At 72.8% G+C, this 20182-nt stretch carries 13 protein-coding genes; 10 read left to right on the top strand and 3 right to left on the bottom strand.

The window, feature by feature from the left end; translation table 11 throughout:
• Positions 1–397: 397 nt before the first annotated feature.
• The 5 genes from AB0411_RS20440 (at position 398) to AB0411_RS20420 (ending at position 9419) form a co-directional block, all read left to right on the top strand.
• Positions 398–2509: a phosphocholine-specific phospholipase C gene (locus AB0411_RS20440; RefSeq protein ID WP_366418678.1), complete on the top strand. Its 2112-nt coding sequence runs from the start codon at positions 398–400 to the stop codon at positions 2507–2509.
• Positions 2510–2744: 235 nt separating this feature from the next.
• On the top strand, positions 2745–4988 hold the full coding sequence (locus AB0411_RS20435) for an MMPL family transporter (RefSeq protein WP_366418677.1): 2244 nt from the start codon (positions 2745–2747) through the stop codon (positions 4986–4988).
• Between the two features lie 117 nt (positions 4989–5105).
• Complete coding sequence (locus AB0411_RS20430; RefSeq protein ID WP_366418676.1) at positions 5106–5759, top strand: hypothetical protein; 654 nt, start codon at positions 5106–5108, stop codon at positions 5757–5759.
• 200 nt (positions 5760–5959) lie between these two features.
• Entirely contained in the window at positions 5960–6157 is a 198-nt protein-coding gene (locus AB0411_RS20425; protein WP_366418675.1) for a hypothetical protein, read from the top strand.
• Between the two features lie 139 nt (positions 6158–6296).
• Positions 6297–9419, top strand: a complete 3123-nt coding sequence (locus tag AB0411_RS20420) for a helix-turn-helix transcriptional regulator (protein ID WP_366418674.1) — start codon at positions 6297–6299, stop codon at positions 9417–9419.
• 50 nt (positions 9420–9469) lie between these two features.
• Here AB0411_RS20420 and AB0411_RS20415 read toward each other — a convergent pair whose 3' ends face one another.
• From AB0411_RS20415 to AB0411_RS20405, 3 genes are all read right to left on the bottom strand, one after another.
• Positions 9470–9682 (bottom strand): DUF6191 domain-containing protein, encoded by a 213-nt coding sequence (locus tag AB0411_RS20415; RefSeq protein WP_366418673.1) that lies wholly within the window; start codon positions 9680–9682, stop codon positions 9470–9472.
• An 87-nt stretch (positions 9683–9769) separates the two neighbouring features.
• Positions 9770–10945: a PQQ-dependent sugar dehydrogenase gene (locus tag AB0411_RS20410; protein ID WP_366418672.1), complete on the bottom strand. Its 1176-nt coding sequence runs from the start codon at positions 10943–10945 to the stop codon at positions 9770–9772.
• A gap of 179 nt (positions 10946–11124) precedes the next feature.
• Positions 11125–12165, bottom strand: coding sequence for an aldo/keto reductase (locus AB0411_RS20405; protein WP_366418671.1), 1041 nt, complete (start codon positions 12163–12165; stop codon positions 11125–11127).
• A gap of 88 nt (positions 12166–12253) precedes the next feature.
• On the opposite strand from AB0411_RS20405, the gene AB0411_RS20400 reads away from it, so the two are divergent.
• The 5 genes from AB0411_RS20400 to ilvC all read left to right on the top strand — a co-directional run bounded on the left by AB0411_RS20400 (position 12254) and on the right by ilvC (position 20181).
• Positions 12254–13216 (top strand): 2-hydroxyacid dehydrogenase, encoded by a 963-nt coding sequence (locus AB0411_RS20400; protein WP_366418670.1) that lies wholly within the window; start codon positions 12254–12256, stop codon positions 13214–13216.
• A 305-nt stretch (positions 13217–13521) separates the two neighbouring features.
• Positions 13522–16440: a putative bifunctional diguanylate cyclase/phosphodiesterase gene (locus tag AB0411_RS20395; RefSeq protein WP_437042705.1), complete on the top strand. Its 2919-nt coding sequence runs from the start codon at positions 13522–13524 to the stop codon at positions 16438–16440.
• 208 nt (positions 16441–16648) lie between these two features.
• Entirely contained in the window at positions 16649–18517 is a 1869-nt protein-coding gene (locus AB0411_RS20390; protein WP_366418669.1) for an acetolactate synthase large subunit, read from the top strand.
• Between the two features lie 40 nt (positions 18518–18557).
• Positions 18558–19082, top strand: coding sequence for an acetolactate synthase small subunit (gene ilvN / locus AB0411_RS20385; RefSeq protein WP_030816355.1), 525 nt, complete (start codon positions 18558–18560; stop codon positions 19080–19082).
• 100 nt (positions 19083–19182) lie between these two features.
• Entirely contained in the window at positions 19183–20181 is a 999-nt protein-coding gene (gene ilvC, locus AB0411_RS20380; RefSeq protein ID WP_088800215.1) for a ketol-acid reductoisomerase, read from the top strand.
• Position 20182: the final 1 nt, after the last annotated feature.

The raw sequence follows: 20182 nt of genomic DNA, 5'->3' as shown, positions 1-20182 counted from the left end.
CGGGGAGGATTGCAGCAAGACGGTGGCCACCGCTCCTGGGCACAGAATGGTTCAGACCAATGGGTCGGTCAAGGGGTGTGACACGAGGGGGAGTCGGGCGGCCGGGCGCCCTGAGGGCGGGGCCGTGCCGTCGGCCCCGGACCCGCCGTCGCCCCCGGAGACCCCGGAGCCGCCGCCGTTCTCCCCGAAGCGCTACGGCCGCTTCGGCAGGCGCTCCCGTGCCCACCCCTTGCAGTTCTTCCCCTCGCGGGCGCCCGGACCTCGCCGTCCCCCGCGAGGCCGCTCCGTCGTCTGTCGCCCGCAGCCGCCCTCCGCTAGCGTCCCGGTCGCCCCTCGCCATGGGGGGCGCGGACGGCCCGGTGACGGGCCGGTGGATCGTCGACTGGGAGGTTCGGGCATGGCAGCTGAGATGTCTCGGAGACGCTTACTGGGAGCCGCGGCGGCGACGGCGGGTGCGGCGACGGCCGGATCGTTGCTGCCGCCGTCGCTGCGGCAGGCACTGGCGGCCGACGCGGCGCGGCCGGCGCGAGGCGGCGGCGGGCTCGCCGACGTCCGGCACGTGGTCGTGCTGATGCAGGAGAACCGCTCCTTCGACCACTACTTCGGCACGCTGCGCGGCGTACGCGGCTTCGCCGACCGCAACGCGGTCCACCTGCCCGGCGGCCGGAGCGTCTTCGCGCAGCCGGGACTGCTGGGCATCGGGAGGGTGCTGCCGTTCCCGGTGCGCGGGGCGGCCGCGGCGCAGCACAAGGACCTGCAGTACATCGGCGCGCTCGACCACGGCTGGGACGGCGGGGCCCGCGCGTGGAACGGCGGCTGGATGAACAACTGGGTCACCGCCAAGACCCCCGCCACGATGGCTCATTACGACCGGCAGGACATCCCGCTCCACTACGAGCTCGCGGACACCTTCACCCTCTGCGACGCCTACCACTCCTCGATCCACTCCTCCACCAGCCCCAACCGCAACCACCTGGTCAGCGGCTGGACCGGCTACGAACCGAACGGCAAACGGGCGGTGGGCAACGACGCCTACGAGGAGGACCTCCACACCGGCTACACCTGGACCACCTACGCCGAGCGCCTGGAGCGGGCCGGCCGCAGCTGGCGCGTCTACCAGGAGTGGGACAACTTCACCGACAACAACCTGGAGTTCTTCGCGCGCTTCAAGGCGGTCGCGAGGAAGGCCCTGGCCCACGTGGACGGGGCGCGGACCATGACCGGCTACTACGGGAAGCTGGCGGGCGCCGACGAGGCCGGCCGCCGACGGCTCCAGGAGCTGCTGGAGGAGGGCGTGCGCGGCCTGGACGGCGCCGAGCGCAGCCTGTTCGAGCGGGCGCTGCGCCGCGGCGCACCGGGCAGCACGGCCGCCGCCTTCGCCGCGGACGTGGCGGGCGGCCGGCTGCCCGACGTGTCCTACCTCGTGCCGTCCGCAGCGGACTCCGAGCACCCCGGCGCGTCCTCGCCCGCCCAGAGCGCCACCCTCGTCCACCGGGTGCTGGACGCGCTCGGCCGGCACCCGGACGTCTGGCGGCACACCGTGCTCTTCCTGACCTACGACGAGAACGACGGGTTCTTCGACCATGTGCCGCCGCCGGTCCCGCCGGCCGGGACGGACGGCGAATTCTGGGACGGCCGGCCGACCGGCCTGGGTATACGGGTGCCGATGCTGGTCGTCTCGCCCTGGACGGTCGGCGGCTACGCCTGCTCGCAGGTCTTCGACCACACCTCGATCACCCGGTTCCTGGAGCGCTGGACGGGCATCGCGGAGCCGAACATCAGCGCCTGGCGGCGCACCGTCTGCGGCGATCTGACCGCCGCCTTCGACTTCTCCCGCGGACGCGGGCGGCCGCCGGTGCGCCCGCCCGGCGCGATCCCGCCCTTCAGCGGACGCTGGCTGCCGTGGCCCCCGGCCGAGCAGGCCCCGCCGCGGCAGGAGGCCGGCAGCCGTCCGGCCAGGGCGCTGCCCTACCAGCCGGACGCCGACGGCGGCTTCGACCCGGGCGCCGCCGTCTTCCGGATGGCCGTGCGCAACGACGGGGCGGCCTCCGCGCATCTGGCGCTGTACCCGTACGCCGGGGAGTTCGACCTCCCGCAGCACCGGGACGTGCGGGAGAAGGGGGAGTGGGAGGTACCGGTCCAGAACGGGACGTACCGCTTCACGGTGACCGGGCCGAACGGCTTCCGTCGGGAGTTCGCCGGGACCGGGCGGGGCGCCGCCGCGGCCGCCGGGATCCGCACCCGGATCGACGCCCGGCGCCAGGAGCTCCGCCTGACCGTCACCAACCCCGGGCGCACCGGTCTGACCCTCACCCTGAAGCCGCTGGCCTACACGGACACCGCGCCGCGCACCCTGACCGTGCCGGCCGGCGGCCACCGCACCGTCGTCCACCGGGCCGGGCCCGCGCACGGCTGGTACGACCTCGCCCTCTCGGCCGCCGAGGACCCGGCCTTCCACCGCAGGCTGATGGGACACGTGGAGAACGGCAGGGAGTCGGTCACCGGCTGAGCCGCGGCGCACGGGGCGCGCCCGGGGCGGGGAACGAGTTCCCCATTCCCGACTCTTTGTGGGGAAGTCCACAAACACCGCAAAGGATCTCCCCGGGCTGACACCCTGCACCGAAAAGGGGGCCCGCCGCTCCCTCACGGGCACACGGCGGGCCGCCCGTCCCCCGTACATCCGCGCTCGGCACCACCCGCTCCCGGGAGATATCGACGCACAACCCGGGAAGCAGACGAGGTCCGTGACCGCTCTGGCTCGGTGGTGTCTCAGGCGCCGCATCGTGGTGATCGCCCTCTGGCTCGCCGCCCTCGCGGGCGTCGCCGCCGCCGCGGGGGTCATGGGGCCGGCGTACTCCAACGACTACGAGGTGCCGGGGACCGAATCCGGGCGGGCCTCCGCCCTGCTGGACCGGGCCTTTCCCGGGCAGTCCGGGGACAGCGACAGCATCGTGTGGCACACGGACTCCGGATCGGTACGCTCCGCCGCGGTCCGCAAGGCCATGACACGCACCCTGGACACGGTCGCCGCGCTGCCCGGCGTCGCCGAGGTGCACGGCCCCTACGGCGGGCACGGCACGCGCCCGTCCGATGACCCGGACGCCCGGCGGATCAGCAGGGACGGGCACACCGCCTACGCGTCCGTGGTCTTCGACCGGGCCACCGACGACCTGGACCCCGCCCAGGTCGGCAAGGTCGTCGACACCGCGCGGGCCGCTTCCGGCGACGGCCTCCAGGTCGAGCTCGGCGGCGCGGGGATCGCGCTGACCGAGGCGCCGCGCGCCCAGCTCCCGGAGATCATCGGACTCGGCGCCGCTGCCGTGGTGCTCTTCCTCGCCTTCGGGTCGCTCGCCGCGACCCTGCTGCCGATCGTCACCGCGCTGGCCGCCGTCGGCACCGCCTCGGCCGGCATCACCCTGCTCGGCCACGTCATGACCGTCGCCGACTTCGCCCCGATGCTCGGCATGCTGATCGGCCTCGGCGTCGGTATCGACTACGCGCTGTTCATCGTCACCCGGCACCGCAAGGGGCTGCGCGCGGGGCTGCCGGTCGCCGAGGCCGCCGTCCGCGCCGTCTCGGTGTCCGGGCGCGCGGTCGTCTTCGCCGGGGCCACCGTCTGCATCGCGCTGCTGGGCATGCTGGTCCTGCGGCTGAGCTTCCTCAACGGCGTCGCCCTCGCCGCCTCGCTCACCGTCGTCCTGACCGTGGCCGCCGCCGTCACCCTGCTGCCGGCGCTGCTCGGGGTGATCGGGATGCGGGCGCTCGGCCGCCGGGAGCGCCGCCGGCTGGCCGAGCGGGGACCGCGGCCCGAGCGGCCCGCCGGCATCGCCGCCCGCTGGTCCGGGTTCGTCGAGCGCCACCCCAAGCTGCTGGGAGCGGCCGCCGCCGCCCTCATGATCGTCCTCGCGCTGCCCACCCTCGGCCTGCATCTGGGCACCTCCGACCAGGGCAACAACCCCGCCTCCTCGACCACCCGCAAGGCCTACGACCTGCTGGCGGGCGACGGACACGGCAGCGGGTTCGGCCCCGGTTCCAACGGGCCGCTGACGCTCGTCGCCACCCTGGACGGCCCCCAGGACCGGATCGCCTTCGGCGAGCTGCCGCAGCGGCTGCGGGAGACACCCGGCATCGCCCGGGTCGGCGCGCCCGAGTTCGACGGCGGCCACCGCACCGGCGTGATCACCGTCGTCCCCACCACCTCCCCGCAGTCCCGGCAGACCTCCGACCTGGTGACCCGCCTGCGCACCGACGTGCTGCCCGCGGCGCAGGGCGACGGCACGCCGCGGGTGCGGGTCGGCGGCATCACCGCGAGCTACGACGACTTCGCGTCCGTCATCGTCGGCAAGCTGCCGCTCTTCATCGGCGTCGTCGTCGCGCTCGGCTCGGTCCTGCTGCTGCTCGCCTTCCGCAGCATCGGCATCCCCCTCAAGGCCGCGCTGATGAACGTCGCGGCCGTCGCCTCGTCCTTCGGGATCGTCGTCGCGGTCTTCCAGTGGGGCTGGGGCAGCGAACTGCTCGGGCTGGGCAGCGCCGGCCCGATCGAACCGTTCCTGCCGGTCATCATGGTCTCGGTGCTCTTCGGCCTGTCCATGGACTACCAGGTGTTCCTGGTCTCCCGGATGTACGAGGAGTGGCAGCTGACCCGGGACAACTGCCGGGCGGTACGGGTCGGCCTGGCCGAGACCAGCCGGGTGATCAACTCGGCGGCGGTCATCATGATCGCGGTGTTCGCGGCCTTCGTCCTCAGCGGGGACCGGACCATCGCGATGTTCGGCATCGGCCTGGCCTGCGCCGTGGCCCTGGACGCCTTCGTGCTCCGCACGCTCCTGGTGCCCGCCCTGATGCATCTGCTGGGCGGCGCCAACTGGTGGCTGCCGTCCTGGCTCGACCGGTGGCTGCCCCGGATCAGCATCGAGCCGCCGCCGGAGCCGGGCGCGGTGTCGCTGCCCGAGCCGCAGGGCGGGGAGAAACCGCTGGTGAAGGTGTAGAAAGCGGCACCGGACGGAGCCCGGCGGCCAACCCGCGCCCGGCGTGTCGCCCACCGGTACCCGCCGGCCGCCCCCGTTCTCATCTCACTCTCAGACAGGGCACCTACGGTCGCGCCCATGGGAACGACCAGGACGACCGAGAACCGAACCGACGACGAGAAGACCGTGCCGGCGCAGGGGGCCAAGGAGACTGCTGCGATCCCGGAGACCACCGAGGCCGAGGCGGCCGGAAAGGCCGGCGCCAAGGTCGACGAGCACGACGACGACAACGCCGCCCTCGCCGCGCAGGACGAGGCCACCGACCTCGAAGCGGGCGACGGCGCCGACGATCCCGACCACGACACCCACGTCACCGCCCGCGCCACCGGGCAGATCGCCGCCGGCGCCGGTGCCGTCGTCGCCGCGGGCCTCGGCCTCGCCTCCGTCACCGGCACCTGGCTCGGCACCACCCTGGCCGAGCGGGCGAACCTGATGGGCCAGATCAAGGTCCAGTCGGGCAAGGCCCAGGCCGCCGACCAGATCTCCGCGGTCTACGGCGCCTCCTGGCACACCAACGCCCTGGTCAACGGCTTCTTCGCGGTGCTCGCCCTGGCCGTGGCCGCGGTGGTGCTGACCCGCCCGCGCGCCACCTGGGTGCGGGCCGTCGCCTGGGGCGGGCTGGCGCTCGGCGTGGTGGGGATCCTGATCTCCGCCGGCATGTACCTCGACCTGTTCGGCAGCATGCCCACCGTGCCTAAGGCCCCCGCGGGCGCCGGACCCTCGGCCCCGTAAGGCCACCCGGGCCGCTTCCTAAGCACCGGACGGGCACCACGGGCGGCGCCTTAGGGAACCCGCGGGCAGCACCGCGGGTTTCCGGGCCCCGCCCGGGTCCGGAGATCGGGAACTCTCCCGATGCGGCACACCCCCCTCGGCGAGCAGGCTGGAGCACCTCGGCACACCGCCGGGGAAACCGCCGTCAGGGGAGAGACACCATGTACCGCTCCGAGCTGGAAATGCGGGTCCGCTACGAGGAACTGCGCCGCGAGGCCGACCGGCAGCGCCTGGTGCGCGAGGCGACCGACACCGCGCAGGCCGGCCGCCGCGGCGCCGCCCGGTCCGGGGCCGACGAACCCGAAGGGCGGGTGAGTGCCCGGGGCAGGCGGCCGCGGATCCGCCGCGCCACCGCCTGACCGCGAGGCTCCCGTGGCCGTCCACGTGCCGGCGTCGCCGGCCGCCCCGCAGCCCTCCGCCCGGCTTCCGGTGCGCTTCGCACCGGGCCGGGCGCTTCGCCTGCCGAAATCCACTGCCGGATGGTCGGTCCCCTGTGCGATGCTCACCGGCGTGGAGACCAGGTCCGTCAGTCCCGTGTTCGTCGGCCGCGCGGCCGAACTCGCCGTGCTGGGGGACGCGCTCGCCCGCGTCACGGCGGCCGGCGAGCCCCAGGCCCTGCTGATCGGCGGTGAGGCCGGGGTCGGAAAGACCCGCCTCATCGAGGAGTTCGGCGAGTCCGCCCGCGCCCGCGGCGCCCTCGTCGCGCTCGGCGGCTGCATCGAGATCGGTTCCGAGGGCCTGCCCTTCGCGCCGTTCTCCGCGATCCTGCACACCCTCAACTGGCACCTGCGCGACGAGCTGGCCGCCGCCGTCGCCGGCCAGGAGGGCGAACTCGCCCGCATCCTGCCCGAATTGGGGGAGGCCCCCGGCGAGGCGCACGACGAGGAGATCGGCCGCGCCCGCCTCTTCGAGCTGACCGCCCGCCTCCTGGAGCGGCTCGCCGCCCACCGCACCCTCGTCATCGTCGTCGAGGACCTCCACTGGGCCGACCGCTCCACCCGCGAGCTGTTCGCCTACCTCCTGCGCTCCCTGCACGACGCGGGCGTCCTCCTGGTGGCGACGTACCGCTCGGACGACATCCACCGCCGCCACCCCCTGCGCCCCTTCCTCGCCGAGATCGACCGGATGCGCACGGTCCGCCGCGTCGAACTCGCCCGCTTCAACCGCGAGGAGGTCCGCTCCCAGATCGCCGGGATCCAGGGCAGCGACCCCGAGGAGGACACCGTCGACCGGGTCTTCCGGCGCTCCGAGGGCAACGCCTTCTTCGTCGAGGAGCTGGCCCGCGGGCTCGCCGACGGCGCGCTGCACGGCCTCAGCGACCCGCTGCGCGATCTGCTGCTGGTGCGCGTCGAGGCCCTCCCCGAGGACGCCCAGCGGGTGGTGCGCACGGCCGCCGAGGGCGGCTCCACGGTCGAACACGAACTCCTCTCCGCCGTCTGCCGGATGCCCGAGGACGACCTCATCGAGGCGTTGCGGTCCGCCGTCGGCAGCAACACCCTCGTGCCCACCCAGGACGGCACGGGCTACCGCTTCCGGCACGCCCTCGTCCGCGAGGCCGTCGTCGACGACCTGCTGCCCGGCGAGCGCACCCGCCTCAACCGCCGCTACGCCGAGGCCCTGGAAGCCAACCCCTCGCTCGTCCGCGCCGACGTCTGCGCCGCCCGGCTCGCCAGCTACTGGTACAAGTCCCATGACGCCGCCAAGGCGCTGCCCGCCGTCCTCGCCGCCTCCGTGCAGGCCCGCCGCCGCCATGCCTACGCCGAACAACTGCGGCTGCTGGACCGGGCCCTGGAGCTGTGGGACGACGCGCCCACGGAGGTCCGCCAGGGGGTGCGCCCGGTCGACTACGCCGAGGCGTACCCGGCCTGCGGCTGCCACGACGGCGACGCCCTGCGCTTCCTCGACCTGCTCGCCGAGATCGCGGTGGCCGCCCGGCTCTCCGGCGACAACGAACGCGCCTTCACGATCGTCAAGCGCGCCCTGCGGTCGCTGCGCGGCGAGAGCGACCCCCTTCGTACGGCGTGGTTCCTGGTGCAGCGCTCCCGGCTCTGCCAGGGCACCGGCCGCGGCAACGGCTGGGAGGACCTCGGCGCCGCACAGGAGCTGATGCGCGGCCTGCCGCCGTCCTCCGTGCACGCCGAGGTGCTCGCCGCCGTCGCCAGCTGGGCGATCCTGCACGACCCGGGCCCCGGTACCTTCGCGACGGCCGAACGCGCCGTGGAACTCGCCCAGTTGGTGGGCGACGAGGAGGCCGAGCTCAATTCCCGGCTGACCCTGGCGGGGCTGCGGGTCGACTCCGGGGAGGTCGACGCGGGCCTCGACGACTTCCGCACCAGCCTCGGCCTCGCCGTCGACCGCGGCTACTTCGCCGTCATCGCCCGCGGCCACGTCAACTTCCCGTCCGCCCTGGAAGGCGTCGGCCGCTCCCACGAGGCCGTCGAGGTCACCGAGCGGGGCATCGAACTCACCACCCGCTACGGCCTCAAGGACAGCACCAGCTGGGTCCTGGGCAACCGCGCCGAATCGCTGCAGTCGCTGGGCCGCTGGGAGGAGGCGGGCCGGGCCGCCGAGGACGCCCGCCGCCTGGCCCAGAGCCCCCGCGCCATCGCGCTGGCCGCCAGCCGCCGCACCGCTCTCGCCCTGGACCAGGGCGACCTGGCCGGCGCCGCACGCGAACTGGCCGTCGCCCAGGAGCACTACGGCACCCACGACCCGCAGCCGCAGCACGCCCTCGTCATGGCGCGGCACGCCCTGCGGATCGCCGCCCACCAGGGCCGCATCCTCGACGTCCGCAGCATCCTCCAGCAGGTCCTGGACGCCGGCTTCCCGCCCGGTACCCAGCGCTACGCCTGGCCGCTGCTCTGGTCGGCCACCACCGCCGAAGCCGACGCCCGGGGCCTGCCCGCCGCCGGCCCCGGCCGGGCCGCGGTCCTCGCCCGCATCCGGGACGCCGCCAAGAAGCTGCCCCGCATCTGCCCCGTCTGGGCGGCCCACGGCCTCGCGCTCGACGCCGAACTCCGCCGCGCCGAAGGCCGCGAGACCCCTGACGCCTGGGCCGAGGCGGTCACCGCCTTCGAGCCCCTCGACCGCCCGCACGAACTCGCCCGGGCCTGCTACCGCTGGGCGGAGTCCCTCCTGCACGGCAGCGAGCGGGCCACCCTCGGCCTGCACGGCCGCACCCCGCGTGAGGCCGCCGTGCTCCTGCTCACCCAGGCGCACACCGCCGCCGCGACGATGGGCGCCCGCCCGCTCGCCGGGGAACTCGGACTCCTGGCCCAGCGCGCCCGCATCCCCCTGCCCGGCCTGCAGCCGCCGGGCGCGGCGGAGCCGGGAGCCGGCAGCGCCGTGCCCGCGCAGCCCTCACCCGCCGGCGCCGTCCCCGCCGAATCCCTCGGCCTGACGCCCCGCGAACGCGATGTCCTGCGGCTGGTCGCCGACGGGCGCAGCAACCGCCAGATAGCCGACACCCTGTTCATCTCCCCGAAGACCGCCAGTGTCCATGTCTCCCACATCCTCGCCAAGCTGGGCGTCTCCGGCCGCGGCGAAGCGGGCGCGATGGCCCACCGCCTGCGCCTGTTCGGCGAGCCGGTGCCGGGCCAGGGCTCGGTCGTGACGCCCTGACCGGCAGGCCGGGCCCGTGACGGGCGCCCGGCAGCGGGCGCCTAGGGCAGCTACCCGTCCCGCTCCGCGTCCCTCTCCCGGTCGTGGCCCCCGGCCCCCTGCTGCCGGGGCGCCCTGACGACGACGGTCCCCGAGGTGAGATCGATCGGGCCCTTCCCCGGGTCGCCGTCGCCCACGTCGTCGACGACGAGCGACATCTTCTGCCGCTCCTCGTCGGTGTGCTTGCGCCCCGGTGCGAACAGTTCTTCCGCGATGTTGAACATGGTGCCCTGTCCCCTCGTCGGCCGACACGCACCCGTCCCCCCTGCTCCCGAGTGTAGGCAGGGCACCCGAAAAAGGGATCAGCCGGATCAGCTCACCTGGAGGCGGAGAATCCGGTCATCTCCCTTGTGCGGCGTGCCCCGTCCGTCGGTGTTGCTGGTGACCAGCCACAACGTCCCGTCGCCGGCCGACACGACGGTCCGCAGCCGCCCGTAGGTGTCCTTCAAAAAGGCCTGCGGTGCCGCCACCGGCCTGGTCCCGTTCAGCGGGATCCGCCACAGCCGTTCGCCGCGCAGCGACGCCATCCAGATGGAGCCCTTGGCGTAGGCGATGCCGCTGGGCGAGGCGTCCGCGGTCCTCCACACCTCGACGGGGTCCATGAACCCGGAGCCCGCGGCCTTGCCCTTGGCCCTGCCCTCGACCTTCGGCCAGCCGTAGTTCCGGCCCGGCTCGATCACATTGAGCTCGTCCCAGGTGTTCTGCCCGAACTCCGAGGCCCACAGCCGCTTGTCGTCGTCCCAGGCCAGGCCCTGCACATTGCGGTGGCCGTAGTCGTACACCACCGAATCCGCCTCGGGGTTGCCGTGCGCCGGTTCGCCGTCCGGCGTCATCCGGAGGATCTTGCCGCCCAGGGACTGCTTGTCCTGCGCCAGCCCGGTGTCGCCGGTCTCACCGGTGCCGGCGTAGAGCATCTTGTCCGGGCCGAAGGCGATCCGGCCGCCGTTGTGGATCCGGCCCTTGGGGATGCCCTTGAAGATCGTGTCGGGCGCGCCCAGCTGATTGCCCTGCGGGCGCTTCTCGTCGTAGTTCATGCGGGCGATGCGGTTGTCGGACGCGGTGGTGAAGTACGCGTAGACCTGGTGGTCCGCCCCGAAGGCGGCGGACACCGCGATCCCCAGCAGCCCGCCCTCGCCCCCCGGCTCCACCCCCGGCACCGACCCCAGCTCGGTGATCTTCCCGCCGTGCGCCGCGACCCGGACGATCTTCCCGGTGTCCCGGGAGGCGACCAGCAGGTCCCCGCCCGGCAGCACCGCCACGCCCCACGGCGACTTCAGCCCGGTGGCCAGGGTGCCGGTCACCTTGACCGAGCCCTTGGCGGGCGGCGCGGCCGACGACGGGGTGGCACCCGGCGAGGCGGCGGCGCCCCGGTTCTTCGCCGGGGCGGAACTCGCCCCGCCCTGGGGCTGCGCGCCGCCGGCCGAACAGCCCGCTGCCAGGAGCAGCGAAGCGGTGGCCAACACGGCGGTCTGGAAACGGCGTTGCACGGCAGGGTCCTCTCGTCGGCGGGCGTGGACAAGAACACCACACCGCGGCCCCGCCGCGAGGCGCGTCGTCCGTTCCTCGAGCCACTCCCACCTGCCATGATCCGGCCGTCGCCGCCGTGCCGCGAGCGCGACACGCACGGCGGCGGACGTCGCCGAGGTGCTGGTCGCGGCGGCCCTGCTCAGTCCCAGGACCCGAGCGCCGGCGGCAGCGCCGCGATCTCGGCCAGGTCCTCACGGGTGAGCGTCAGCTGCGCGGCCTTGGCGTTCTGGGCGGCCCAGCGCTCCTTCTTCGTGCCCGGCACCGGGACGACATGCCGGCCCTGCGCCAGCACCCACGCCAGCGCCGCCTGCCCCGGTGTGGCGCCGTGGCGGGCGCCGACCCGCCGCAGCCCCGCCACCACCGGCTGGTTCGCGGCCATCATCTCGGCGGTGAAGCGGGGGTGGCGGGCCCGTATGTCCTCCGGTTCGAAGCCCTGCCCCGGGGTGAGGGTGCCGGTCAGATAGCCGTTGCCCAGCGGCATCGCCGCCAGGAAGCCGATGCCCCGCGACTCGCACCACGGCAGCAGCTCCTCCCGCGCCTCAGGTGACCACACCGACAGCTCCGCCTGCACGCTGCTGACGGGGAACACCTGCTGGATGCGCTCCAGTTGGGCCAGCGTGCCGTCGTGCATCCGCGAGCGGGGCCGTGCCCCGCCGCCCGCCGGCCGCCGCTCCGCACGGCCCGCGCGGGCCGGCCGTACCGCCCGCGCACCCACCGCGCTCAGCCCCAGCGACCGCACCTTCCCCGCCGCCACCAGTTCCGCCATCGCCCCCCAGGTCTCCTCCACGGGCACTTCGGGATCGGCCCGGTGCAGCTGGTAGAGGTCGATGTGGTCGGTCTGCAGCCGGCGCAGCGAGGCGTCGCAGGCGCGCTTGACGTAACCGGGCCGCCCATTGGCGACGATGTGCTGCTCGCCCACCAGCAGCCCGCACTTGGTCGAGACGAACGCGTCCGTCCGCCGCTCCTTGAGCACCCGCCCCACCAGCAACTCGTTGGTGAACGGGCCGTACATATCGGCGGTGTCCAGCAGGCTGCACCCCCGGTCCAGCGCGGTGTGCACGGCCCGCAGCGAGCTGTCCAAGCTGCGCTGCGACTCGGTGTACCCCCAGCTCATCGGCATACAGCCGAGCCCGATGGCGCCCACTTCGAGAGCCCCCGCACCGATTGTCCTGCGCTCCACCTGGTTGTGCCTCCGTCCCCTCGCCCCCGGTCAAGGGCCAGACCAAACTAACGTCTGAGGAGAACGTCTCTTCGCATAGCCTGCGGCCATGGCAACCGCAGACCAGCGCCCCGCAGCGAACGACGTATGGCTCCCGATCCCGCCCGCCGAGATCGAGGGCCTCCCCGGCGGCCTCCACTACGTCCACTGGGACGCCGGCCCCGACTACCCGGCCGACCCGGAGCGCTGCGCCTTCTACGCCGTCCCCTACATGAAGGACACGGAGACCAGCCTGCGCCCGCTGTCCCGGATGAGCCGGGTTCGGGTGGTGCAGACCCTCACCGCGGGCGTCGACAACATGCTCCCGGGGCTGGCATCGATGCCGGCCGGCGCCCGGCTGTGCAACGCCCGGGGCCTGCACGACGCCAGCACCGCCGAGCTGACGCTCACCCTGATCCTCGCCGCGCTGCGCGACATCCCGGGCTTCGTACGGGGCCAGGACGCGGGGGAGTGGCGCCACGGCTTCCGGCCCGCGCTCGCCGACAAGTCGGTCCTCATTGTGGGCTATGGTTCGATCGGCAGTGCCATCGAAGACCGGCTCACACCTTTTGAATGTGCGCGGGTGGCGCGCGTCGCACGCACCGCGCGTGACACTGTGCGCGGTCCTGTGCATCCACTCTCCGACCTTTCCGCCCTCCTGCCCGACGCGGACGTGGTCGTGCTGGCGACTCCGCTCACCGACACCACGCGTGGCCTGGTAGGACCCGCATTCCTGGCGCGGATGAAGGACGGCGCACTGCTCGTCAACATCGCGCGCGGCGGCATCGTCGACACCAAGGCACTGCTCGCCGAACTGGAGTCGGGACGGCTGCGCGCCGCACTCGATGTCACCGATCCGGAACCCCTGCCCCCTGGGCATCCGCTGTGGCACGCTCCGGGCGTGCTCATCACTCCACACGTCGGTGGCCCCAGCTCTGCCTTCCTGCCCCGTGCGAAGCGGCTGCTGCGCGATCAGTTGACGCGTTTCGCGGCCGGCGAGCCTCTGCGGAACGTGGTCGCTACCGCCGAATGAGCGCTTGCGCGTAGCGCTACGAGGCCGTACGACTGCACAGAGTGTCCGTCGCTCGCAGCTAGTCACGCTCCGTAGAGACCCTATGTCCCTGAGTGACGGAACTGGTGTATCGTCCCGAGCGGGGACGACGCCGGGAAGGACGCGGCGCGATGCGAAGGATCCGGAACTCGAGGGGGGCGACGGGCGATGTACAGCCGATGGATGATTCGCGAGAAGCGCGATCCACGAGCGCCCACGGGAATACTGCGAGGCTCCCGGGCGCACCGCTCGCGACGATGCCCGGCCCGCCTGAGGGGAAGAGTCCGGTGAGCGCCCCCGGGGCGATGCTCTCCCGGCCGCCGGCGCCGGCCGGCAACCCGCCGGGCGCGGTGCCGCAGATCGTCCTCGTCGTGGTCTGCGGCGGCTACGCCGTCGGCGCCGCCTTCGGCTGGGGCTCGCCCGAAGTCGCCGCGTTCATGGGGGACTTCGGCCTCAGCTTCGCGGCGTTCCTGGCGGCCTTCTCCTGCGGCCTGTACGCCCGCAAGCGCCGCAGCCGGTTCCGCCCTGCATGGATGCTGTTCGCCGCGTCGTCCGGGATGGCCGGACTCGGCAACGGCGTATGGGGCTGGTACGAGGTCGTCCAGGGCACCACGGTCCCCAGTCCCTGCCTGGCCGACTTCTGCTTCCTGCTGTTCGCACCACCGGCCATCGTCGGCCTGCTGGTGCTCGCCAAGAGACCGGTGACCAGGGCGGGCTGGGTCTGCCTGGGCCTCGACTCCTGGCTGATCGCGGGCTCGCTGGTCACCCTCTCCTGGAGCCTCGCGCTCGCGCACACCGCCCACTTCCAGGGCCGCAGCGTGGCGCAGAGCGCCCTGTCGCTGGCCTATCCGCTGCTGGACATCGTGCTGGTGAGCATGGTGCTCGCGCTGCACTTCCGGCGCTCCTCGGTGCACCGCTCGGCCATCAACACCGCGGTCGCCGCGCTGGCGCTGACGGTGCTGTGCGACGCCCTGTTCAGCTCGCCGCTGCTGCGCGAGCACTACCGCTCCGGCCAGATCCTGGACGCCGGATGGTTCGCCGGCTCGATGCTCCTCGCGTACGCACCCTGGGTCGCCCGCCGCAGCGGCGAGGAGTGCCCCGAGGAGGACGTCAAGCCCGCCGCCCGCCGGGTCCCGCCGCACGGCAGCCGCCCCATCGCGGGCTCGCTCGCCGCCCTCACCCCGTATCTCGCCGCCGCCGTCTGCACCCTGGGCATCCTCACCAACGTCCTCGACGGACGCCGCATCGACCGCGTGGTGCTCTTCACCGGCTGCACGGTCGTCCTGGCGCTGGTCGTCCGCCAGGGCATCATGCTGCTCGACAACATCACCCTCACCCAGGAACTGGCGCAGAAGGAGAACCACTTCCGCTCCCTGGTGCAGGGCTCCAGCGACGTCATCATGATCGCCGCACCGACCGGAGTGCTCCGCTATGTGAGCCCGGCAGCCGCCGGTGTCTACGGCCGCGACGCCGAGGAACTCGTCGGCTCCGAACTGGCCTCGCTGATCCACCCCGAGGATCTGGGCCGGGTGGTGCACGAGGTCCGCAGGTTCCTCGCCGCCGCCCCCGAGGACGAACCGACCACCCGCATCGAATGCCGCTTCCGCGCCGGTGAACAGCGCTCCGGCGGCGACGGCTGGCTGAACGTCGAATCCACCGTCAACCGCCATCACGGCGGCCTGATCTTCAACTCCCGCGATGTCACCGAACGCGTCCGCCTGCAGGCCCAGCTCCAGCACAACGCCTCGCACGACGCGCTCACCGACCTGCCCAACCGCGCCCTGTTCACCGAACGCGTCACCCAGGCCGTCACCGGCCGCCGGGCCAGCGACCACGACACCGCCGTGCTCTACATCGACCTCGACGGCTTCAAGCAGGTCAACGACACCATCGGCCACCAGGCGGGCGACGAACTCCTGGTGCAGGCCGCCCGCCGGCTCGGCGACTCGGTGCGCGCCGGGGACATAGCGGCGCGCCTGGGCGGCGACGAGTTCGCCGCCCTGATCACCGGCGACGGCACCCGCGACCGCGCCGCCCGCGAGTTCCGCATCCACGAGATCGCCGACCGGCTGCGCATCAAGCTCTCCGAGCCGTACCGCATCGACGGCCGGGACGTCCGGGTGGCGGCCAGCATCGGCGTCGCCTTCGCCGACCCCGGAGTGAGCCCCGCGGGCCTGCTGCGCAACGCCGACCTCGCGATGTACCGCGCCAAGCAGGCCGGCAAGGGCCGGGTGGAGCTCTACGCACCCCAGATGCAGAGCGAGGTGGCACACCGTGCCGAACTCGCCACCAAGCTCCGTACGGCCCTGCACGACGGCGAGTTCGCGCTGCTGCACCAACCGGTGGTGGAGCTGGCCGGCGGCCGGGTCACCGCGGTCGCGGCGCACGCCCGCTGGCGCTCCGCCCAGGGCATCCTGTTCACCCCGGCCGAATTCCTGCGGGTCGGCGACCGCGGCCGGTTCGCCGAGGACGGCGACCGCGCCGCGGAGCTGGACCGGTGGCAGCTGGAGGAGGCCGTCGAGCAGGCCGCGGCCCGTCACCGCGCCGGCTACCCGGTCCCGGTCGCCGTCCGGCTCTCCGCCCGCCGGCTGCTGGACCACGCACTGTCCCCCGCGGGCGTCGAGTCGCTGCTCACCCGGCACGGCCTGCCCTCGCGCGCACTCGTCCTGGAGCTGTCCGAGAGCGACTCCCGCATGCCGCTCGACGACCTGGAGCGCCGGCTGGTCGCGCTGCGCCGCCTCGGCGTACGGATCGCCCTCGACGGCTTCGGCAGCGGCTATGCCGCCATTGGCGCGCTGCGCCGGCTCCCGGTCGACATCCTGCGGCTGGATCGCGGGCTGATCGACGGGGTGGTGGAGTCCGCCCGGCTGCACAAGATCACCGCAGGGCTGCTGCGGATCGCCGGCGACCTGGGCATGCAGTCCGTCGCGGACGGTGTCGACCTGCCCGAGCAGGTCCTCGCGCTGCGCTCCATGGGGTGCACCCACGGCATGGGCATGGCCTTCTCCGGACCGCTCGACGAGCACCGGCTGCGGCGGTCCCTGGCGCACGCCCACTACCCCGTGCCGGAGCTCCCGGGGCAGAGCCGGGCGGTGGTGCTCACGGGCAGCGGACTGCCCGTCCGGCACGGCGGAATGGCGGGTCCGGATTCGCTCATGCATCCGCCATTGCGCTCAAATAGTGAGACCTCCGTCCCACCCACTTGACACTCGGTGCACGGCGGGGGGAGGGTCTGTGACATGCGCACCCGAATTCTCGTACTTGGAAAGCGCGTCGGCTGAAGCTGGGCCCCGGACGAAACCCGGCTCACATACCGACGCGCTCCCCTCGCTTGCCACTTGGCACGGGGGGTTTTTTGTTGCACAGCAACCTCACAAATCCCGTCAAATCCCTCAGCTTCGAGAAGAGACGCAGATGACCGAGCAGGCCTCCGGGGCCCACCATCCTCAGCCGCGGGCCCGTCACTCCGGCGGACCGCAGTCCGCCGCCGTCGAGCACGTCACGGGCGCGCAGTCCCTGATCCGTTCGCTCGAGGAGGTCGGGGCCGACACCGTGTTCGGCATCCCCGGCGGTGCGATCCTGCCTGCGTACGACCCGATGATGGACTCCTCGAAGGTCCGGCACGTCCTGGTGCGCCACGAGCAGGGCGCCGGCCACGCGGCTACGGGGTACGCCCAGGCGACCGGCCGGGTCGGGGTGTGCATGGCGACCTCGGGCCCGGGTGCCACCAACCTCGTCACCCCGATCGCCGACGCCCACATGGACTCCGTCCCGCTGGTGGCGATCACCGGCCAGGTCGCCTCCAAGGCGATCGGCACGGACGCCTTCCAGGAGGCGGACATCTGCGGCATCACGATGCCGATCACCAAGCACAACTTCCTGGTCACCGACCCCGCCGAGATCCCGCGGACGATCGCCGAGGCGTTCCACATCGCGGCCACCGGCCGCCCCGGCCCGGTCCTGGTCGACATCGCCAAGGACGCCCTCCAGGCGCAGACCACCTTCACCTGGCCGCCGCACACCGAGCTGCCCGGCTACCGCCCGGTGACCAAGCCGCACGCCAAGCAGATCCGTGAGGCCGCCCGGCTCATCGTCGAGTCCAAGCGCCCGGTGCTCTACGTCGGCGGCGGCGTGATGAAGGCCGGCGCCACCGCCGAGCTGAAGGTCCTCGCCGAGCTGACCGGCGCCCCCGTCACCACCACCCTGATGGCGCTGGGCTCCTTCCCCGACAGCCACCCGCAGCACGTCGGCATGCCCGGCATGCACGGCGCGGTCACCGCCGTCACCGCGCTGCAGAAGTCGGACCTGCTGATCACCCTCGGCGCCCGCTTCGACGACCGGGTCACCGGCAAGCTGGACTCCTTCGCGCCGTACGCCAAGGTCGTCCACGCCGACATCGACCCCGCGGAGATCGGCAAGAACCGTGCCGCGGACGTCCCGATCGTCGGCGACGCCCGCGAGGTCATCGCCGACCTGATCGTCGCCGTCCAGGCCGAGCACGACGCCGGCCACAAGGGCGACTACACCGCCTGGTGGAAGGACCTCAACCGCTGGCGCGACACCTACCCGCTCGGCTACGACCTGCCGGAGGACGGCACCCTCTCCCCGCAGCAGGTCATCGAGCGGATCGGCAAGCTCGCCCCCGCCGACACCATCTACGCCGCGGGCGTCGGCCAGCACCAGATGTGGGCCGCCCACTTCATCGGCTACGAACAGCCCTCGACGTGGCTGAACTCCGGTGGCGCGGGCACGATGGGCTACGCCGTCCCCGCCGCGATGGGCGCCAAGGCCGGCCGGCCGGACCGCACCGTCTGGGCGATCGACGGCGACGGCTGCTTCCAGATGACCAACCAGGAACTGGTCACCTGCGCGCTGAACAACATCCCGATCAAGGTCGCGATCATCAACAACGGCGCGCTGGGGATGGTCCGCCAGTGGCAGACCCTCTTCTACAACCAGCGCTACTCCAACACCGTGCTCCACTCCGGCCCGGAGTCCAACGGGCTGGTGACGGCGGGCAAGGCCGGCGGCGGCACCCGCGTCCCGGACTTCGTGAAGCTGTCCGAGGCCATGGGCTGTGTCGCGATGCGCTGCGAGGACCCGGCCGAACTCGACGCGGTCATCGCCAAGGCCAATGCCATCAACGACCGCCCGGTCGTGATCGACTTCATCGTCCACGAGGACGCCCAGGTGTGGCCGATGGTCGCCGCCGGCACCTCCAACGACGAGGTCATGGCCGCCCGGGGCGTCCGTCCCGACTTCGGCGACAACGAAGAAGACTGAGCCCAGGACGACAGGGACGCACGGAAGAAGAGAGAAGACCATGTCCAAGCACACGCTCTCCGTCCTGGTGGAGAACACGCCCGGCATCCTCGCCCGGATCGCCGCGCTGTTCTCCCGCCGCGGCTTCAACATCGACTCGCTCGCGGTGGGGGTCACCGAGCACCCCGACATCTCCCGCATCACCATCGTGGTCAGCGTCGAGTCGCTGCCGCTGGAGCAGGTCACCAAGCAGCTCAACAAGCTCGTCAACGTCCTGAAGATCGTCGAGCTGGAGCCGGGCGCCGCGATCCAGCGCGAACTGGTCCTGGTCAAGGTCCGCGCCGACAACGAGACCCGCTCGCAGATCGTCGAGATCGTCCAGCTCTTCCGCGCCAAGACCGTGGACGTCTCGCCCGAGGCCGTCACCATCGAGGCCACCGGATCCAGCGAAAAGCTGGAGGCGATGCTCAAGATGCTGGAGCCGTTCGGGATCAAGGAGCTGGTGCAGTCCGGCACCATCGCCATAGGACGTGGCGCCCGGTCCATCACGGACCGCTCGCTGCGCGCCCTGGACCGTTCGGCCTGACCCCGCGGTCCGCCGGACCGCATGGCGAGACCCGCCGCCCTTTTCCCTCCCGCCCGACGTACTGTGTGGGCACCCCGCTAGATCCAAGGAGATACCCGAAGTGGCCGAGCTGTTCTACGACGACGATGCCGACCTGTCCATCATCCAGAACCGCAAGGTCGCGGTCATCGGCTACGGCAGCCAGGGCCACGCCCACGCGCTGTCCCTGCGCGACTCGGGTGTCGATGTGCGGGTCGGTCTGCACGAGGGTTCCAAGTCCAAGGCCAAGGCCGAGGAGCAGGGCCTGCGCGTGGTCACCCCCGCGGAGGCGGCCGCCGAGGCCGACGTCATCATGATCCTGGTGCCGGACCCGATCCAGGCCAAGGTCTACGAGGAGTCCATCAAGGACCACCTGAAGGACGGCGACGCGCTGTTCTTCGGCCACGGCCTGAACATCCGCTACGGCTTCATCAAGCCCCCGGCCGGCGTGGACGTCGCCCTCGTCGCCCCCAAGGGCCCGGGCCACCTGGTCCGCCGCCAGTACGAGGAAGGCCGCGGCGTCCCGTGCATCGCGGGCGTCGAGCAGGACGCGAGCGGCAACGCCTTCGCCCTCGCGCTCTCCTACGCCAAGGGCATCGGCGGCACCCGCGCCGGCGTCATCAAGACCACCTTCACCGAGGAGACCGAGACCGACCTGTTCGGCGAGCAGGCCGTTCTGTGCGGCGGCGCGTCGGCGCTGGTCAAGGCCGGCTTCGAGACCCTGGTCGAGGCGGGCTACCAGCCCGAGATCGCGTACTTCGAGTGCCTCCACGAGCTGAAGCTGATCGTGGACCTGATGTACGAGGGCGGCCTGGAGAAGATGCGCTGGTCGGTCTCCGAGACCGCCGAGTGGGGCGACTACATCACCGGCCCGCGGATCATCAACGAGAACACCAAGGCCGAGATGAAGAAGGTGCTCGCCGAGATCCAGGACGGCACCTTCGCCAACAACTGGATGGCGGAGTACAACGCCGGCCTGCCGAAGTACAACGAGTACAAGAAGGCCGACGAGGACCACCTCCTGGAGACCACCGGCAAGCAGCTGCGCAAGCTGATGAGCTGGGTGGACGACGAGGCGTAAG

It is taken from the genome of Streptomyces angustmyceticus (genome assembly GCF_040701845.1).
Taxonomy (GTDB): Bacteria; Actinomycetota; Actinomycetes; order Streptomycetales; family Streptomycetaceae; genus Streptomyces; species Streptomyces angustmyceticus_A.
This window is presented reverse-complemented; position numbering and strand designations above follow the sequence as displayed.

Bases quoted from the DNA above. Each gene is read 5' to 3' on its own strand.
- AB0411_RS20415 (WP_366418673.1), bottom strand. From the start codon at position 9,682: ATGTTCAACATCGCGGAAGAACTGTTCGCACCGGGGCGCAAGCACACC.
- AB0411_RS20400 (WP_366418670.1), top strand. From the start codon at position 12,254: ATGGCAACCGCAGACCAGCGCCCCGCAGCGAACGACGTATGGCTCCCG.
- AB0411_RS20440 (WP_366418678.1), top strand. From the start codon at position 398: ATGGCAGCTGAGATGTCTCGGAGACGCTTACTGGGAGCCGCGGCGGCG.
- AB0411_RS20430 (WP_366418676.1), top strand. From the start codon at position 5,106: ATGGGAACGACCAGGACGACCGAGAACCGAACCGACGACGAGAAGACC.
- ilvN (WP_030816355.1), top strand. From the start codon at position 18,558: ATGTCCAAGCACACGCTCTCCGTCCTGGTGGAGAACACGCCCGGCATC.
- AB0411_RS20425 (WP_366418675.1), top strand. From the start codon at position 5,960: ATGTACCGCTCCGAGCTGGAAATGCGGGTCCGCTACGAGGAACTGCGC.
- AB0411_RS20390 (WP_366418669.1), top strand. From the start codon at position 16,649: ATGACCGAGCAGGCCTCCGGGGCCCACCATCCTCAGCCGCGGGCCCGT.
- AB0411_RS20420 (WP_366418674.1), top strand. From the start codon at position 6,297: ATGCTCACCGGCGTGGAGACCAGGTCCGTCAGTCCCGTGTTCGTCGGC.